Annotated in this window: 12 protein-coding genes; all 12 read left to right on the top strand. The window is 52.1% G+C overall.

The features are described 5' to 3' along the window. The first annotated feature begins 4 nt into the window (after positions 1-4). The 12 genes from nuoN to rpsB all read left to right on the top strand — a co-directional run bounded on the left by nuoN (position 5) and on the right by rpsB (position 14834). On the top strand, positions 5-1444 hold the full coding sequence (nuoN, locus tag RIC05_RS18270; protein ID WP_502989558.1) for an NADH-quinone oxidoreductase subunit NuoN: 1440 nt from the start codon (positions 5-7) through the stop codon (positions 1442-1444). Positions 1445-1446: 2 nt separating this feature from the next. After that, positions 1447-2205, top strand: a complete 759-nt coding sequence (locus RIC05_RS18265) for a biotin--[acetyl-CoA-carboxylase] ligase (protein ID WP_350044202.1) — start codon at positions 1447-1449, stop codon at positions 2203-2205. Positions 2206-2262: 57 nt separating this feature from the next. Further along, on the top strand, positions 2263-3057 hold the full coding sequence (locus RIC05_RS18260; RefSeq protein WP_350045986.1) for a type III pantothenate kinase: 795 nt from the start codon (positions 2263-2265) through the stop codon (positions 3055-3057). A 70-nt stretch (positions 3058-3127) separates the two neighbouring features. Then, positions 3128-4804 carry a ribonuclease J gene (locus RIC05_RS18255; protein ID WP_350044204.1) on the top strand — a complete coding sequence of 559 codons (1677 nt, stop codon included), beginning with the start codon at positions 3128-3130 and terminating at the stop codon, positions 4802-4804. A gap of 148 nt (positions 4805-4952) precedes the next feature. Next, positions 4953-5357 carry a methylmalonyl-CoA epimerase gene (gene mce / locus RIC05_RS18250; RefSeq protein WP_350045985.1) on the top strand — a complete coding sequence of 135 codons (405 nt, stop codon included), beginning with the start codon at positions 4953-4955 and terminating at the stop codon, positions 5355-5357. 77 nt (positions 5358-5434) lie between these two features. Further along, on the top strand, positions 5435-5674 hold the full coding sequence (locus RIC05_RS18245; protein ID WP_350044206.1) for a DUF1467 family protein: 240 nt from the start codon (positions 5435-5437) through the stop codon (positions 5672-5674). A gap of 505 nt (positions 5675-6179) precedes the next feature. Then, positions 6180-6653, top strand: a complete 474-nt coding sequence (locus RIC05_RS18240) for a hypothetical protein (protein ID WP_350045984.1) — start codon at positions 6180-6182, stop codon at positions 6651-6653. Between the two features lie 169 nt (positions 6654-6822). After that, entirely contained in the window at positions 6823-8142 is a 1320-nt protein-coding gene (proS, locus tag RIC05_RS18235; protein WP_350045983.1) for a proline--tRNA ligase, read from the top strand. 115 nt (positions 8143-8257) lie between these two features. After that, on the top strand, positions 8258-9508 hold the full coding sequence (locus tag RIC05_RS18230) for a lipoprotein-releasing ABC transporter permease subunit (RefSeq protein WP_350045982.1): 1251 nt from the start codon (positions 8258-8260) through the stop codon (positions 9506-9508). Continuing rightward, positions 9501-10235: an ABC transporter ATP-binding protein gene (locus RIC05_RS18225; protein WP_350045981.1), complete on the top strand. Its 735-nt coding sequence runs from the start codon at positions 9501-9503 to the stop codon at positions 10233-10235. The genes RIC05_RS18230 and RIC05_RS18225 overlap by 8 nt, the downstream gene beginning before the upstream one ends. Before the next feature lie 99 nt (positions 10236-10334). After that, the gene (gene dnaE / locus RIC05_RS18220) at positions 10335-13820 is read left to right on the top strand and encodes a DNA polymerase III subunit alpha (protein ID WP_350045980.1); all 3486 of its coding nucleotides are present in this window, start codon (positions 10335-10337) and stop codon (positions 13818-13820) included. 231 nt (positions 13821-14051) lie between these two features. Further along, positions 14052-14834: a 30S ribosomal protein S2 gene (rpsB, locus tag RIC05_RS18215; RefSeq protein WP_350044212.1), complete on the top strand. Its 783-nt coding sequence runs from the start codon at positions 14052-14054 to the stop codon at positions 14832-14834. Positions 14835-14911 lie beyond the last annotated feature (77 nt).

The raw sequence follows: 14911 nt of genomic DNA, 5'->3' as shown, positions 1-14911 counted from the left end.
GAACATGGGAGTTTCTATGCTCAACCTCGGGGCCGCACTGCCCGAAATGTTTATGGCAGTTTCTGCCTTGGCTCTGTTGATGCTTGGGGTTTTCGCAGGCAAGGACAAAGCGTTCCGCACTGTGTCCTGGTTGGCGGTTGCCGCCCAGGTCATCACGATTATCCTTGTGGTGACCGGCGAGGGGGGCGATGCCTTCTTTGGTCAGTTCAGTGCTGATGCTTTTGCCAAGTTCTGCAAGGTCATGATCCTGATTGGCTCTGCGACCGGCATCATCATGGCGATGAACTTTGCCGAACGTGAGAATATGTCACGGTTCGAGTTCCCGATCCTGATCACTCTTGCTACGCTTGGCATGATGGCGATGGTATCGGCGACCGATATGCTGTCGCTGTATCTTGGTCTCGAACTTCAGTCGCTTGCACTTTACGTTGTTGCTGCAATCCGCCGCGACACGGTGCGTTCGACGGAATCAGGCCTGAAATACTTCATCCTTGGGTCGATTGCCTCGGGCATTCTGCTCTATGGCATGTCGATGGTTTACGGTTTCACCGGAACCACCAATTTCAGCGTTCTTGCCGATACCCTTTCGGGTGGCGAACGTCCGCTTGGTGCGCTGGTTGGTCTGGCATTCATCTTTGCCGGTCTGTGCTTTAAGGTTTCTGCTGTTCCGTTCCACATGTGGACCCCGGACGTTTACGAAGGTGCGCCGACCCCGGTCACGTCCTTCTTTGCAGTTGCCCCGAAAATTGCCGGTCTTGCACTGTTTATTCGTGTTGCAATCGGTCCGTTTGGCGGGATTGTCGAAGACTGGCAGCAGATCATTGTTCTGATCTCTATCCTGTCGATGGTGATTGGTTCGTTTGCCGCCCTTCGTCAGGAAAATATCAAACGTCTGATGGCGTATTCGTCCATCGGTCACGTCGGGTTTGCCCTTGTTGGTCTGGCGGCAGGTACGCGGGACGGTGTGACGGGTATTCTGGTTTATCTTGGTATCTACCTTGTGATGAACCTGGGCACCTTTGCGGTTATCCTGTGCATGCGTCGTAACAACCGCATGAACGAGGAAATTACCGACCTTGCCGGTCTTGCCAAAACCAAGCCGCTGATGGCTGCTGTTACCGCGCTTCTGATGTTCTCGATGGCAGGTATCCCACCGCTGGCTGGTTTCTTTGGTAAGTTCTATGTCTTTAAGGCCGCGGTTGATGCGGGTCTTGTGACATTGGCTGTCATTGGTTTGGTTACCTCGGTCGTCAGTGCCTATTACTATCTGCGCATCATCAAGGTCATGTATTTCGATGAGCCGGTCGAAGGGTTTGATCGCAATGGTACGGAAATGAATGTCATCATGGCGTTTGCCACGATCATCATTCTGGCCTTTGTCTTCTTCCCGAATCCGTTGATGGATAGCGCAGCTGTTGCTGCCGCCTCACTGTTCGGACAGTAAGAATGACAGCGCGAACGATCCGTCTTCCCGAAGGTTTCTACCTTCACGAACTGGAAGCGATCGACAGCACAAATGATGAGGCCAAGCGCCTCGCGGACAAGGGCGCCCAAAGTGGCGCCCTTGTTTTAGCCAGAAGCCAGACATCCGGCCGCGGACGCCGCGGACGGGATTGGTCATCGCCTGTTGGCAACCTGTATTCATCCTTGTTACTGCGCCCGACCTGTTCATTGGCCGAGGCAGCCCGCCTGACATTCCTGATTGCGGTTGCCATGGCCGAGGCGATTGAAACCGTAACAGGACAACAGGTGCGACCGGACTGTAAATGGCCCAATGATCTGATGGTCAATGGCCGTAAGATTTGCGGTATCTTGCTTGAAAGTGCCTCAAATCAGGGATCGGCGACCGATTATCTTGTGATCGGGGCCGGGGTGAATGTTGCTTTCTTCCCCGAAGATTCCGAACGCCCTGCAACTTCGCTTGCAACTCTTGGCGCGCCGGTTTCGGTTGATGATCTGGTTTCGACCTATATCGCGCGGGTCGCACATTGGTTGCCGATATGGGAAACCGAAGGCTTTACACCGATACGCGAAGCGTGGCTTATACGCGGTTATGGCATTGGCAACCCGGTTGTTGCCCGCCTGACCGAACGCGAACTTGAAGGAACCTTCATCGGACTTGATGATGATGGTTCTCTTATCCTAAGAGATGATAGCGGTGTTGAGCACCGTATCGGGGCTGGAGAAGTGTTCTTTTCCACCTGACGTGAATGAACAGGGTCATGACCCTGTCTTGCTTTGAAGCGGAGGCCTGTAAGCATCATGTTGCTTGCGATTGACGCCGGGAATACCAACATTGTCTTTGCGGTTTTTGATGGCGATACCATCAAAGGCCAATGGCGTTGTTCAACAACCACCGAACGCACCGCCGATGAATTGGGTGTGTGGCTTCATCACCTGTTTACCCTGTCAGGGGTGCCGGTTGATGCGATAACTGGTGCAATCATTGCAACCGTGGTACCAGCAGCAGAATTCAGCCTGAAGACCCTGTGTCGTAGTTATTTCAACGTTGATCCGATGGTGGTCGGGGATCCGGATGTTGATCTTGATATGAAGATCATTATGGACAATCCCGGCGAAGTCGGTGCTGACCGTCTTGTGAATGCGGTTGCCGCGCACGAGTTGTTTGGTGGGCCGTTGGTTGTTCTTGATTTTGGGACGGCAACGACCTTTGACGTGGTTGATGGCAATGGCGATTATCTTGGCGGTGTGATTGCACCGGGGGTAAACCTGTCGATCAAGGCACTTCACATGGCAGCGGCCCAATTGCCGATGGTTGCCATCGAAGCACCCCGCAATGTCATCGGCAAGAACACGGTCGAGGCGATGCAGTCGGGTGTTTATTGGGGTTATGTCTCCATGATCGAAGGGTTGCTGTCGCGTATCCGCAAACAGCAGAATGTCGACCATATCAAGGTTGTTGCGACTGGTGGCCTTGCGCCGTTATTTACAAAGGCTGTCGATGAGATTGAATATTTGAATGGCGATTTGACCATGCTGGGCTTGTTGATGATTTATCGTCGCAACAGCCAAAAGACTGCCAATCAGGCTCAATAGGGCTTGCGCCGGGTAGGGGATGCTATGTCCCGCGCCTGATCAGAATGCCGAAGATAAAGGATTACCGTCCGTGGATTTGTATTTGCCAAAAGACGAAGTGTTGTTCGTACCGCTCGGCGGTTCCGGCGAGATCGGCATGAACATGAACCTTTATGGCTATGATGATCAGTGGCTTATGGTCGATATGGGCGTGTCCTTTGGCGAGGAAGGCTTGCCGGGCGTTGATGTTGTCATGCCTGATCCGGCCTTCATCGAAGACCGCAAAGACAAGCTGCTTGGCCTTGTTCTGACCCATGCGCACGAAGATCACCTTGGCGCCGTACCATATCTGTGGAAGCGCCTGAAATGCCCGATCTATGCGACGCCGTTTGCCGCAGAATTTCTAAAAGCCAAACTGTCAGAAACCGATTTTGCCGATCAGGTGCCGATCCACGTGATCGAACTGGGCGGGCGGTTTACGCTGGGATGCTTTGACATTGAATTCGTCACTATGACGCACTCGATCCTTGAGCCGAATGCATTGGCCATTCGTACGCCAAAAGGATTGATTGTTCATACCGGTGACTGGAAATTCGACCCCGACCCGCAGATTGGCGAGGCATCGGATGTCAAAAAGCTTGAAGCCCTGGGCGATGAAGGTGTCATTGCCTTGGTCTGTGATTCGACCAACGTGTTTTCCGAAGGCAAAACCGGATCGGAAAGCGAAGTCGCCAAAAACCTGTCCACCTTGTTTGCCGAGCATCCGCAAGGACGTATTGCAGTTGCCTGCTTTGCCACCAACGTTGCACGCGTTCAATCCGTGATCGAAGCCGCCCATGAAAACGGGCGCTGTGTTGGTTTGGCCGGCCGTTCGCTTGATCGTGTTACCGAAGTTGCCCGCGAAGTTGGCTATCTGACGGAATATCCCAACCTTCTGAGTGCCGAAGTGGCCATGGAAGTTCCCAAGGATCAGGTGCTTTTGATTTGTACCGGATCACAGGGCGAACCGCGTGCGGCATTGTCGCGCATTGCCAAGGGGGACCACCCGACGGTTCAACTTGATGCCGGGGATACGGTTGTCTTTTCGTCGCGGGAAATTCCGGGCAATGAAAAGGCAATTGGCTATGTCCAGAACCTTTTGATCCGTCGCGGCATCAAGGTCATTACCGCCCGCGATGAACCGATCCATGTATCGGGCCATCCGGGACGTGAAGACCTGACGCGGATGTATCAACTGACCCGCCCGAAAATTCTGGTGCCAGTTCACGGCGAAACCCGCCATTTATGTGAACAGGCGGCCTTGGGGGCTGAATGTCAGATCCCTGAGCAGGTTATTCCCCACGATGGGACGGTTATTCGCCTGTCACCGGGCGATGCCCATGTGATCGGTATCGCCGAAGCTGGCGTTCTTGCCCTTGATGGCGGGCGGTTGCTTAAACGGGATGCGAATACGTTCCGCAACCGTAACCGCATTGTCTGGAACGGTGTGATGTTTGTCACCATCGTGCTTAATCAGTTTGGCGAGATGGTCAATGATCCAATGATCACCGCACCAAGCCTGTATGATGAACCGGATGACGATATCCGACTTAATCATTTTGCCGCCGAAATCAGCAATCGCGTTGATCAACTGAACGATGATGAAGTTCTTGATGATGCAGCAGTGATTTTGGCTGTGCGCCAGGCGTTGCGCCGTCCTGTGCGTCAGCGCCTTGGCAAACGTCCCTTGATCGAAGTCCATCTGGTTCGTGTGAACGAACAGGGGTGATTTTTAATCCTCATACAATTGAAAATCACCCCCCATTCCGGGGCTGCGGTCTTACTGCGTTATGCGACGAAATGGGCAATTGAACTTGGTTCGGGCCCTGGCCTAAGTTAGACGTGATCGGGCAGATCATATTTGCAGGAGTAAGACCATGATTGGACGGCTGAACCATGTCGCCATTGCCGTACCGGATCTAGAAGCAGGCATCGCGCAATATCGCGATGTGCTGGGTGCCAAGGTTTCCGAACCGCAAGATGAACCAGATCACGGTGTCACGGTTGTGTTTGTCGAATTGCCCAACACAAAGATCGAATTGCTGTATCCATTGGGTGAAAATTCACCGATCAAGGGCTTTCTGGAAAAGAACACCTCTGGTGGCATTCATCATGTTTGCTACGAAGTCGACGACATCATGTCTGCGCGCGATAAGCTTTTGGAAAGTGGTGCACGGGTTTTGGGGGATGGTGAACCCAAGATCGGTGCACACGGAAAACCTGTCTTGTTTCTCCATCCCAAGGATTTCAACGGCACACTTGTTGAACTTGAACAGGTCTGATTGCCCGGCAACATGATCGCCGTGTAAGCGACCCGCGCCAATGAATAGAACGCCTCCACCATCGAAAAGAGAATTACATGACTTGGTTTTCGGGACTTCTGGTTTACATCGTTATTTGGTGGCTGGTTCTATTTATGGTTTTGCCAGTAGGGGTCAAGCGCACCGAGAATGTCGAACCCGGCCATGACAGTGGCGCGCCGCAGCAAGCGCATATGTGGAAAAAGGTTCTGGCGACAAGTGCGATTTCAGGCATTTTATGGGTGGTGGCGTGGTTTGTCATTACCAGTGGCATGATTGAAATTCGCCCACCACAATAGAAAGATCACATCGATCTTGGCAAAAACAAAACCCCGCAAAATGCTGCGGGGTTTTTTTCATTTTTATCTGCACAAATTGATGCGAGAAGGCGTTTGGCCAAAAAAAAAGCAAGATCACAAGGATCTTGCTAAGATGCTATTTTTATAGCTGTTTTTCCCGTAATCTTTTTATACTTCCTCCTAAGACCTGGGCACGTAGCACAGGTTTTATTTCGACGTCGCGCCTGCTTCTTGTATGCTTATTGGCAACAAAGCCTCCCGCAATTTTTTGAGCGGCTGCGATACGCCTACCGCAACGATCTTGCGCCGTTAACGGAGGACTAAAAAGCCACATGTTTCATTTTTATGCAAGATGTTTTGACGAAACTTCACAAATGAAACGATGCTGCGGCGCACACAAATAGGGTGAAACTACAAGATGAATAAGATTGCATTGGTCGAACCTATTTTGAATCGATTTTCAAGTATTAAAATCAGACTATTAGGGGCTGCTTCCGCAATTCTGTTGATTGGGATTCCGGCTTCCAATGCAAGTGCACAGGCCGAATCCCCGTTTCCATCATCACAAGTGGATGGTGCGACGGGCGGGGCTGATGCTGCACCATCGAATGGGGCTGAAGACACCCAACCAAAGATCACGGTATCGCGTTCGGCCTGTAAGGCACTGGTTCGTCATGTACCTGATGAAGACGTTGCCTATAAGCCCGGGGTAGATGTCCGTGGAAATGCGGTTGCACCAGCGGACTTGAATGGCGGAAGCAACATTCTAAGATCACTTCCCAAAGAGATCGAATTTCCTGTGACCCTGGATTTCTTTGAGTATTCCGGCATCGATGCACCCGATGGTATGAGCGGGGAGCAAAGTATTGGCAAGATCACGTATCGCAATGGCCGGGTTTACTTCAACGACCAACCAATCGGCAATGATGCGGTCAATGATGACCTGATTGCGGCCTGCCGTGAGGCGGGCTTTCGGTGAGCTATAAGCTGTATGTTAAGACCATCGTAGTTTCGCCATCATTGGAAACTAACCAAGCCGTGATGATATAACGCAAGTTCCGGCTTGCGTTTCGGGCTGTGCTGTCGCATTTTCCGGGCAAGCTATATTAAACGCCCAACCATTCAGATTTGATCATCACGAGGCATTGATGCGTCTTTCCCAGTTCTTTCTGCCGACCCTGAAGGAAACCCCGTCAGAAGCACAGATCGCTTCTCACCGTTTGATGCTGCGCGCCGGTATGGTGCGCCAGCTCACCGCAGGGATCTATTCATGGCTGCCACTTGGCCATAGTGTTCTTAAAAAGATCGAACAGATCGTTCGCGAAGAACAAGACAAGATCGGCTTTAACGAGCTTCTGATGCCGACCATTCAGCCCGCCGAGCTGTGGCAGGAAAGTGGTCGTTATGATGATTATGGTCTTGAGATGCTGCGCATCACGGATCGTCATGATCGCAAGATGCTGTTTGGCCCGACCAACGAAGAAGCCATCACCGATATCTTCCGCAAGGATGTGCGTTCTTATAAGCAGCTTCCGCAGTTACTGTATCACATTCAGTGGAAATTCCGTGACGAGATCCGCCCGCGCTTTGGCGTGATGCGGGGTCGCGAATTCTATATGAAAGATGCTTATTCGTTCGATATCGATTACGAAAGCGCGCGTCACACCTATAACAAGATTTTCCTGGCTTATTGCCGGACCTTCGCCCGTCTGGGTGTGAAGGCGATCCCGATGGTGGCCGATACCGGCCCGATTGGCGGCGACCTTAGCCACGAGTTCATCGTTCTGGCCGAAACCGGCGAAAGCGAAGTTTTCTGTGACAAGAAGTGGCTTGATAAAGACCTGACAGGCAAGGGCGTTGATTTGAATGATCGCACCGGCCTTGAAAACTGGGTGCAGGGTACTTTGGTTGACTATGCTGCAACCGAAGAAAAACATGATCCTGCCAACAGCCCGATTTCAGGGGATGATCTTGTTTCGACCCGTGGCATTGAAGTCGGTCATATCTTCCACTTTGGTGCGAAGTATTCCGAACCGATGGGCGCAACCGTTCTTGGCCCGGATGGCACCGAAGTGCCGGTTCAGATGGGGTCGTACGGCATTGGCGTTTCGCGCCTTGTCGGCGCACTGATCGAGGCATCGCATGACGAAAACGGTATCATCTGGCCGGAATCCGTCGCACCGTACAAGGTTGGCCTGATCAACCTGCGTACCGGGGATGATGCCTGTGATAGTGCGTGTGAAGATGCCTATGGCAAGATTACCAATGCAGGCATCGAAGTTCTGTATGATGATCGGGACATTCGTGCTGGTGGCAAGTTTGCCGATATGGATCTGATTGGTCTGCCATGGCAGATTATTATTGGTCCTAAGGGCCTGAAGAACGGAGTGGTTGAACTTAAAAACCGCAAAACCGGCGAAAAAACAGAAGTTACTTTCGAAGCAGCACTGAACCAGATCAGCGCCTGATAAGAACGCATTTAAACGGGGCAGCACAGGCTGCCCCGTTGTGATTTACGGTTCTGTTATGTGCTAATGTGCATGGAACCGTGCCCTGACCAAATTCCACAAGGATAGATTGCCCATGTTCAGTCCGTTCGAACGTATGGTGGCCTTCCGCTACCTGCGTCCACGTCGGCAGGAAGGCTTTGTTTCGGTCATTGCCATCTTTTCGTTGCTTGGCATCATGCTTGGCGTTGCAACGCTGATTATTGTCATGTCTGTGATGAATGGTTTCCGTGCTGAGTTGCTTGGTCGCATTTTGGGCCTGAACGGGCACATTTCCATTTATGCGCAGGGGAATGGCGGGATTGGCGATTACGCGGCCATCGAAAAGCAGATTGCGGAAACCGGCAATGTCATGATGACCGTCCCGGTGGTCGAAGGTCAGGTTATGGCATCGAAGAATGGTCGTGCATCTGGTGCGATTGTGCGCGGGATGCGCCCGGAAGATGTCAAAAAACGCAAAACAATTGCCGATAACATCGTTTTTGGATCGCTTGACGATTATAAGGGCGACGATACGGTGATCATGGGTGCGCGCCTTGCCATGAAGCTTGGTGTGGGTGTGGGGGATACGGTCAATCTGATTTCGCCAAAGGGCAATGTCACCGCATTTGGCGCCGTACCGCGTGTGCGGGCCTATACGGTTGCCGGGCTGTTTGATATCGGCATGTATGAATATGACAGCGGATTTATCTTTATGCCGCTGAGTGCCGCTCAGGTTTATTTCCGTCTGCCCGAACAGATTACGCATTTTGAAGTCATGCTTGATGATATTTCATCGCTTGATGACACCATGGATGCATTACTGACGACACTTTCTGGTGAACGGTTGCGCCTTGTCAATTGGCAGCAATCAAATGCCGGGTTCTTTAATGCGCTTCAGGTCGAACGGAATGTCATGTTCCTGATCCTGACCCTGATCATTCTTGTGGCCGCCTTTAACATCATTTCGGGCATGGTCATGCTGGTGAAAGACAAGGGGCGTGATATTGCGATCCTGCGCACCATGGGGGCGACCCGCCGATCGATCATGAAGGTGTTCTTCCTTGCCGGTGCCTCCATCGGGGTGCTGGGGACAGTCAGCGGTGTGGCAATTGGCGTTTTGTTCTGCCTGAATATCGAAAATATCCGCCAAGCGATCCAAAGTCTTACGGGAACGGATCTGTTCAATGCCGAGATTTATTTCCTGTCGCAACTTCCAGCCGACATGGATATCGGTGAAGTGGTTCTGGTGTGTGTCATGTCATTGACCCTGTCGTTCCTTGCCACGGTTTATCCGGCTTGGCGTGCCTCGCGGCTCGATCCGGTGGAGGCTCTTCGTTATGAGTGATCTGATCAAAACCACAGCCAAGCAGCGTTCGCGTAATGTTGTTCTGCGTCTTGAGAAAATCGACCGTATTTTCAATCAGGGCCCGGATCAGCTTGAAATTCTGAAATCGGTCGATCTTGAAATCCATCAGGGTGAAATTGTTGCCCTTGTTGGTCCGTCCGGTGCGGGTAAGTCGACACTTCTTCAGATCGCAGGCTTGCTTGAAAAACCCGATGGCGGGCTTGTATCCATCGGGGGAAAGCGCAGTACAGATTTATCTGATCTCGCGCGAACCGAAATGCGCCGCAACCACATCGGGTTTGTCTATCAGTACCATCATTTGCTGCCGGAATTTTCAGCCATTGAAAATGTCGTCATGCCGCAAATGATCAATGGGCTGAAACGATCAGAAGCCCAGGAGCGCGGTCTTGAATTGCTGCGCTGTCTGGGGCTTGAAAATCGTGCAGAACATCGTCCTGCACGGTTGTCGGGCGGCGAACAGCAACGTGTTGCGATTGCGCGTGCCCTGGCCAATGTGCCTGATGTTCTGTTTGCCGATGAACCAACCGGGAATCTTGATCCGCAAACGGCCGCCACCGTGTTTGGCATGTTGATGACCTTGGTGCGTGAAACCGGTTTGGCGTCGTTAATTGCGACCCATAACCCGGAACTTGCCCGTCAGATGGATCGTGTCGTGACCTTGCGTGATGGTCATTTGATCGAACTTGATCCGGCTGAACTTTCCTAAGCGATCAAAATTCATTAAGCTGATAACACGCACCGCTTCGCCATAGGGCGAAACGGTGCGTTATCTGCGTTTTATTGAAAAATCAGAAGGTTACCAACGATGGAAAACGGTTTCGTCCATCTTCGTGTTCACACCAACTATTCGCTTGCCGAAGGTGCCATCACGACGAAGGAGCTTGCCAAGCTTTGCGCAGCTGACGGCCAACCCGCCGTTGCGATGACCGATACCGACAACATGTTTGGTGCACTTGATTTTGCAGGCGCACTGAGTGGCGATGGCATTCAACCGATCCTTGGCGTTCAGATGGGGGTTGAACGGTTTGGAGACAAACCGGCTGTGGGCAAAATTGCCCGGGAACCGATGCCCGATCGCCTTGTCCTGATTGCGCAAAACAAGGAAGGTTACTTCAATCTTCTGAAAATTGTTTCGCGCGCACACATGACGTCCGAAGCCGGGAGTGAGCCAAAGGCGCTTTATGAACATATCCGCACCTATGCCGATCATGTCATTTGCCTGACAGGTGGTCCGACAGGGCCGCTTGCGCGGTTACTCGCCGAAGAGCAGCTTGATAAGGCAGAAGGCTGCCTAGCCGAGTTAAAAGACATTTTTGGTGACCGGCTTTATATTGAATTGCAGCGTCACGGGGCAGAACTTGAAGATCAGGTGGAACCGGGGCTGATCAAGCTTGCCTATGATCATAATGTGCCGCTGGTGGCGACCAATAACTGCTATTTCCCGTCCGTTGATATGTATGAAGCTCATGATGTTTTCATCTGTATCGGACAGGGGGCGGTTGTTGGTCAGGATGAACGCTGGAAACTGACACCGGACCATCGGTTTAAGACGTCTTCTGAAATGCGCGATCTGTTCGCAGACATTCCCGAAGCCTGCGACAACACAATCGCAATTGCCAAACGCTGCTCTTGGCATGTCGAGAAAATTGACCCGATCCTGCCGCCCTTTGATTGTGGCGAAGGCCGAACCGAGGTGGACGAACTTCGCCACATGTCGGAAGAAGGGCTAAAACATCGTCTGGAAAAGTATGTCTATACCGAAGACATGTCTGATGCCGATAAGGAAGAGACGGCCAAACCGTATCGGGAACGGCTTGATTATGAACTTGGCATCATCAACCAGATGGGTTTTCCGGGTTACTTCCTGATCGTTGCGGATTTCATCCAATGGGCAAAGGATCATGAAATTCCGGTCGGTCCGGGCCGTGGTTCCGGTGCGGGGTCGCTTGTTGCCTATGCGCTTTTGATTACCGACCTTGATCCGTTGCGGTTCTCGCTTCTGTTCGAACGTTTCCTTAATCCGGAACGTGTGTCCATGCCTGACTTTGACGTCGATTTCTGTCAGGACCGGCGCGGTGAAGTGATTGAATATGTGCAGAAAAAATACGGTCACGACCGGGTTGCACAGATCATCACATTCGGTAAGCTACAGGCAAAGGCCGCTGTGCGTGATGTTGGCCGTGTTCTCAGCATCCCGTATGGCTATGTCGATAAAATCTGTAAAATGATTCCGGGCGATCCGGCCAAACCGATCCCGCTTAAAGAAGCGATCGACATGGAACCGGACCTGCGCCGAATTGCGCGCGAAGATCCCGATATTGACCGTTTGCTGTCGATCGCCATGCAGATCGAAGGTCTATATCGTAACTCGTCGACCCATGCGGCCGGTGTGGTGATCGGGGACCGTGATCTCGATGAGCTGGTCCCGATCTATCGCGATCCGCGTTCGGATATGCCGGTCACGCAGTTCAACATGAAATATGTTGAGAATGCCGGACTGGTGAAGTTTGACTTCCTTGGTCTTAAAACGCTGACGGTGATTATCGAGGCCATCAAGTTGATGCGTCAGCGCAAAGACGTGCCGCAAGACTTTGATATTAGTGCGATTGAACTTGATGACAGGCCATCCTTCAAGCTGTTGTCGGCTGCTGAAACTGTCGGCGTGTTTCAGCTTGAATCCCAAGGGATGCAGGATGTGCTGCGCGGTCTGAAACCCGATACGTTAGAAGATATTATCGCTGTCGTGGCGCTGTATCGTCCGGGCCCGATGGATAATATTCCGCATTACATCGCGCGTAAGCATGGTCAGGAAGAACCTGATTACATGCATCCGATGCTGCAGCCGATCCTCGAAGAAACCTATGGCATCATGATCTATCAGGAACAGGTCATGGAGCTGGCCCAGATCATGGCCGGCTATTCACTCGGCGGTGCAGATTTGCTGCGTCGTGCCATGGGTAAGAAAATCGCCGAGGAGATGGAAAAGCAGCGTGGGCTGTTTGTTGACGGTTCTGCAAAGAACGGTGTGGAGCGCGGACAGGCATCTGACATCTTTGATCAGGTTGCAAAGTTCGCATCCTACGGCTTTAACAAATCGCACGCGGCGGCCTATGCGCTGGTGGCGTATCAAACGGCGTTTCTGAAGGCCAACTATCCGGTCGAATTCATGGCCGCCTTGATGACGCTTGATATGCACAACACCGAAAAACTTGCGGTGTTCAAGCAGGAGGTCGAACGGCTTGAGATCGAAATACTGCCGCCCTGCATTAACAACTCGCAAGTGACATTCTCGGTTGAAAACCACGACGGTGTTGGCAAAATTCGCTATGCCTTGGCTGCGATCCGCAATGTTGGCGATGCGGCAATGGAAAGTCTGGTGGCGGAACGCGAAGCAAACGGACCGTTTCGCGATATTACGGATTTTGCATCCCGTATCGATAGCCGTGCGGTCAATAAACGGCTTCTGGAAAATCTTGTGCGGGCAGGGGGACTTGATTGTTTGACCTCGAACCGCAAAGTCATGTTTGAAAATGTCGATAAGGTCATTGGCGTTGCCCAGCGCGAAATGCAGGCACGCAACGACGATCAGATTTCGATGTTTGGCGAAAGCAGCGGTTTTGGCAAAGACAAGATCCGTTTGCCGGAAGACCGTGACTGGGTGCCGATGGAAAAACTGACCGAGGAATTTTCGGCAATCGGTTTTTATCTTTCGGCCCATCCCCTTGATACCTTTGGCAAAAGCATCCAGCGCATCGGGATTGCCCCGATCAAAGAACTGCCGGCCCGTATGCGGGCACAAAACAAAGGTGCAATTCGTCTTGCCGGAACATTGATCAATGCGCGTGAAATGATTTCCAAAAAGAACGGATCAAAGTTTGCCTTTGTGATGTTTTCTGACCCGACGGGAAGCTTTGAAGTTGCCTTTTGGGCCGAAGCCTGGGCGGCGTATAAAGAAATCATCAATGCGGGCCGCCCGGTTCTGTTGGTTGTTGCGGCTGAAATGCGCGAAGGGCAGCTGCGTATTCAAGGTCAGCGGGTTGAAGACCTTGAACAAGCCGTTACTGGTGCCGCCGAAGGTATTCGTATTCGGCTGAATAAACCCGATCCGGTGGCGGAAATCCGCCAGTTGCTTGAAAGTGCGGGCAAGGGACGGGGGCTTGTAACGCTGTCATCTGTATGTGATGACGGTCGAATGGCTGAAATCGAACTTGAAGATAACTACAAAGTCGGCCCATCCCTAATCGGGGCGATTGGCGCCATTCCCGGTGTGGAATTTGCCGAAGAAATCTGATGATTTCATCTGCTTGGCAGGTTTGTGAAGGCCAAAGGTTCACAAACCGCGCATTTGTAGGTACTTTAGGGCTTGCATTCTTTGCGGGACGGGATTAAAAACCGCCCCGAACATCGCACGCGGAAGAGCGGCGACTGCCGTCATATGGCAACTCGTCCATCCGGTGTTTCATGCATGAGGCATGAAATTCCCTTTCGCGGAGGTATTAACCGGAAAAAGGTAGGAATTATCATGGCTTTGCCAACCTTTACCATGCGCCAGCTCATGGAAGCTGGTGTCCACTTTGGTCACCACACTCGCCGTTGGAACCCGAAGATGAAGCAGTTCATCTTTGGTGCACGTAACGACATCCACATCCTGAACTTGCAGGAAACCGTCCCGATGCTGCATCGTGCGATGCAGGCCGTTCGCGACGTAACTGCTTCGGGTGGTCGTGTTCTTTTCGTTGGTACCAAACGTCAGGCTTCGCCGATCGTTGCAGAAGCTGCAAAACGTTGCGGCCAGTACTACGTGAACCATCGCTGGCTCGGCGGCATGCTGACCAACTGGAACACTGTTTCGAACTCGATCAAACGCCTCAAAGAGCAGGAAGAACTCCTGACCAATGGTGCTGAAGGTCTGACCAAAAAAGAAATCCTGAACCTGACCCGTTCGCGCGACAAACTTGAGCGTGCGCTTGGCGGTATTAAGGACATGGGTGGTCTGCCGGACATTATTGTTGTGGTTGACACCAACAAAGAAGCACTTGCAGTTCACGAAGCCAAGAACCTGAAGATCCCGGTTGTTGCGATTCTCGACTCCAACTCGGATCCTGCTGACGTTCAGTACCCGATCCCGGGCAATGACGACGCAATCCGTTCGATTCAGCTGTATTGTGATCTGTTCGTTGGTTCTGTTCTGGATGGTATCCAGGAAGAAATGACCGCATCTGGCGCGGATCTCGGTGAAGCGGAAGAAGTTCCGGCTGAAGCGAGCGCGACTGAAGAAGCAGCTGCAGAAGCAGCTTCCGCATAACTTTCATTTTGTACCCGATTAAACGGCGGCTAGCATGCCGCCGTTTTCTTAGGTGTTAACTGATTGCGTAATAGGGG

The organism is Thalassospira sp., assembly GCF_040218635.1.
GTDB lineage: Bacteria > Pseudomonadota > Alphaproteobacteria > Rhodospirillales > Thalassospiraceae > Thalassospira.
The sequence above is the reverse complement of the archived record's forward strand: the minus strand, read 5'-3'. Positions and strand labels throughout refer to the sequence as shown.

Excerpts from the sequence above, each read along its gene's own strand:
- RIC05_RS18245 (WP_350044206.1), top strand. The coding sequence starts at position 5,435 with ATGACTTGGTTTTCGGGACTTCTGGTTTACATCGTTATTTGGTGGCTG.
- RIC05_RS18230 (WP_350045982.1), top strand. The coding sequence starts at position 8,258 with ATGTTCAGTCCGTTCGAACGTATGGTGGCCTTCCGCTACCTGCGTCCA.
- mce (WP_350045985.1), top strand. The coding sequence starts at position 4,953 with ATGATTGGACGGCTGAACCATGTCGCCATTGCCGTACCGGATCTAGAA.
- rpsB (WP_350044212.1), top strand. The coding sequence starts at position 14,052 with ATGGCTTTGCCAACCTTTACCATGCGCCAGCTCATGGAAGCTGGTGTC.
- proS (WP_350045983.1), top strand. The coding sequence starts at position 6,823 with ATGCGTCTTTCCCAGTTCTTTCTGCCGACCCTGAAGGAAACCCCGTCA.
- dnaE (WP_350045980.1), top strand. The coding sequence starts at position 10,335 with ATGGAAAACGGTTTCGTCCATCTTCGTGTTCACACCAACTATTCGCTT.
- RIC05_RS18225 (WP_350045981.1), top strand. The coding sequence starts at position 9,501 with ATGAGTGATCTGATCAAAACCACAGCCAAGCAGCGTTCGCGTAATGTT.
- nuoN (WP_502989558.1), top strand. The coding sequence starts at position 5 with ATGGGAGTTTCTATGCTCAACCTCGGGGCCGCACTGCCCGAAATGTTT.
- RIC05_RS18260 (WP_350045986.1), top strand. The coding sequence starts at position 2,263 with ATGTTGCTTGCGATTGACGCCGGGAATACCAACATTGTCTTTGCGGTT.
- RIC05_RS18265 (WP_350044202.1), top strand. The coding sequence starts at position 1,447 with ATGACAGCGCGAACGATCCGTCTTCCCGAAGGTTTCTACCTTCACGAA.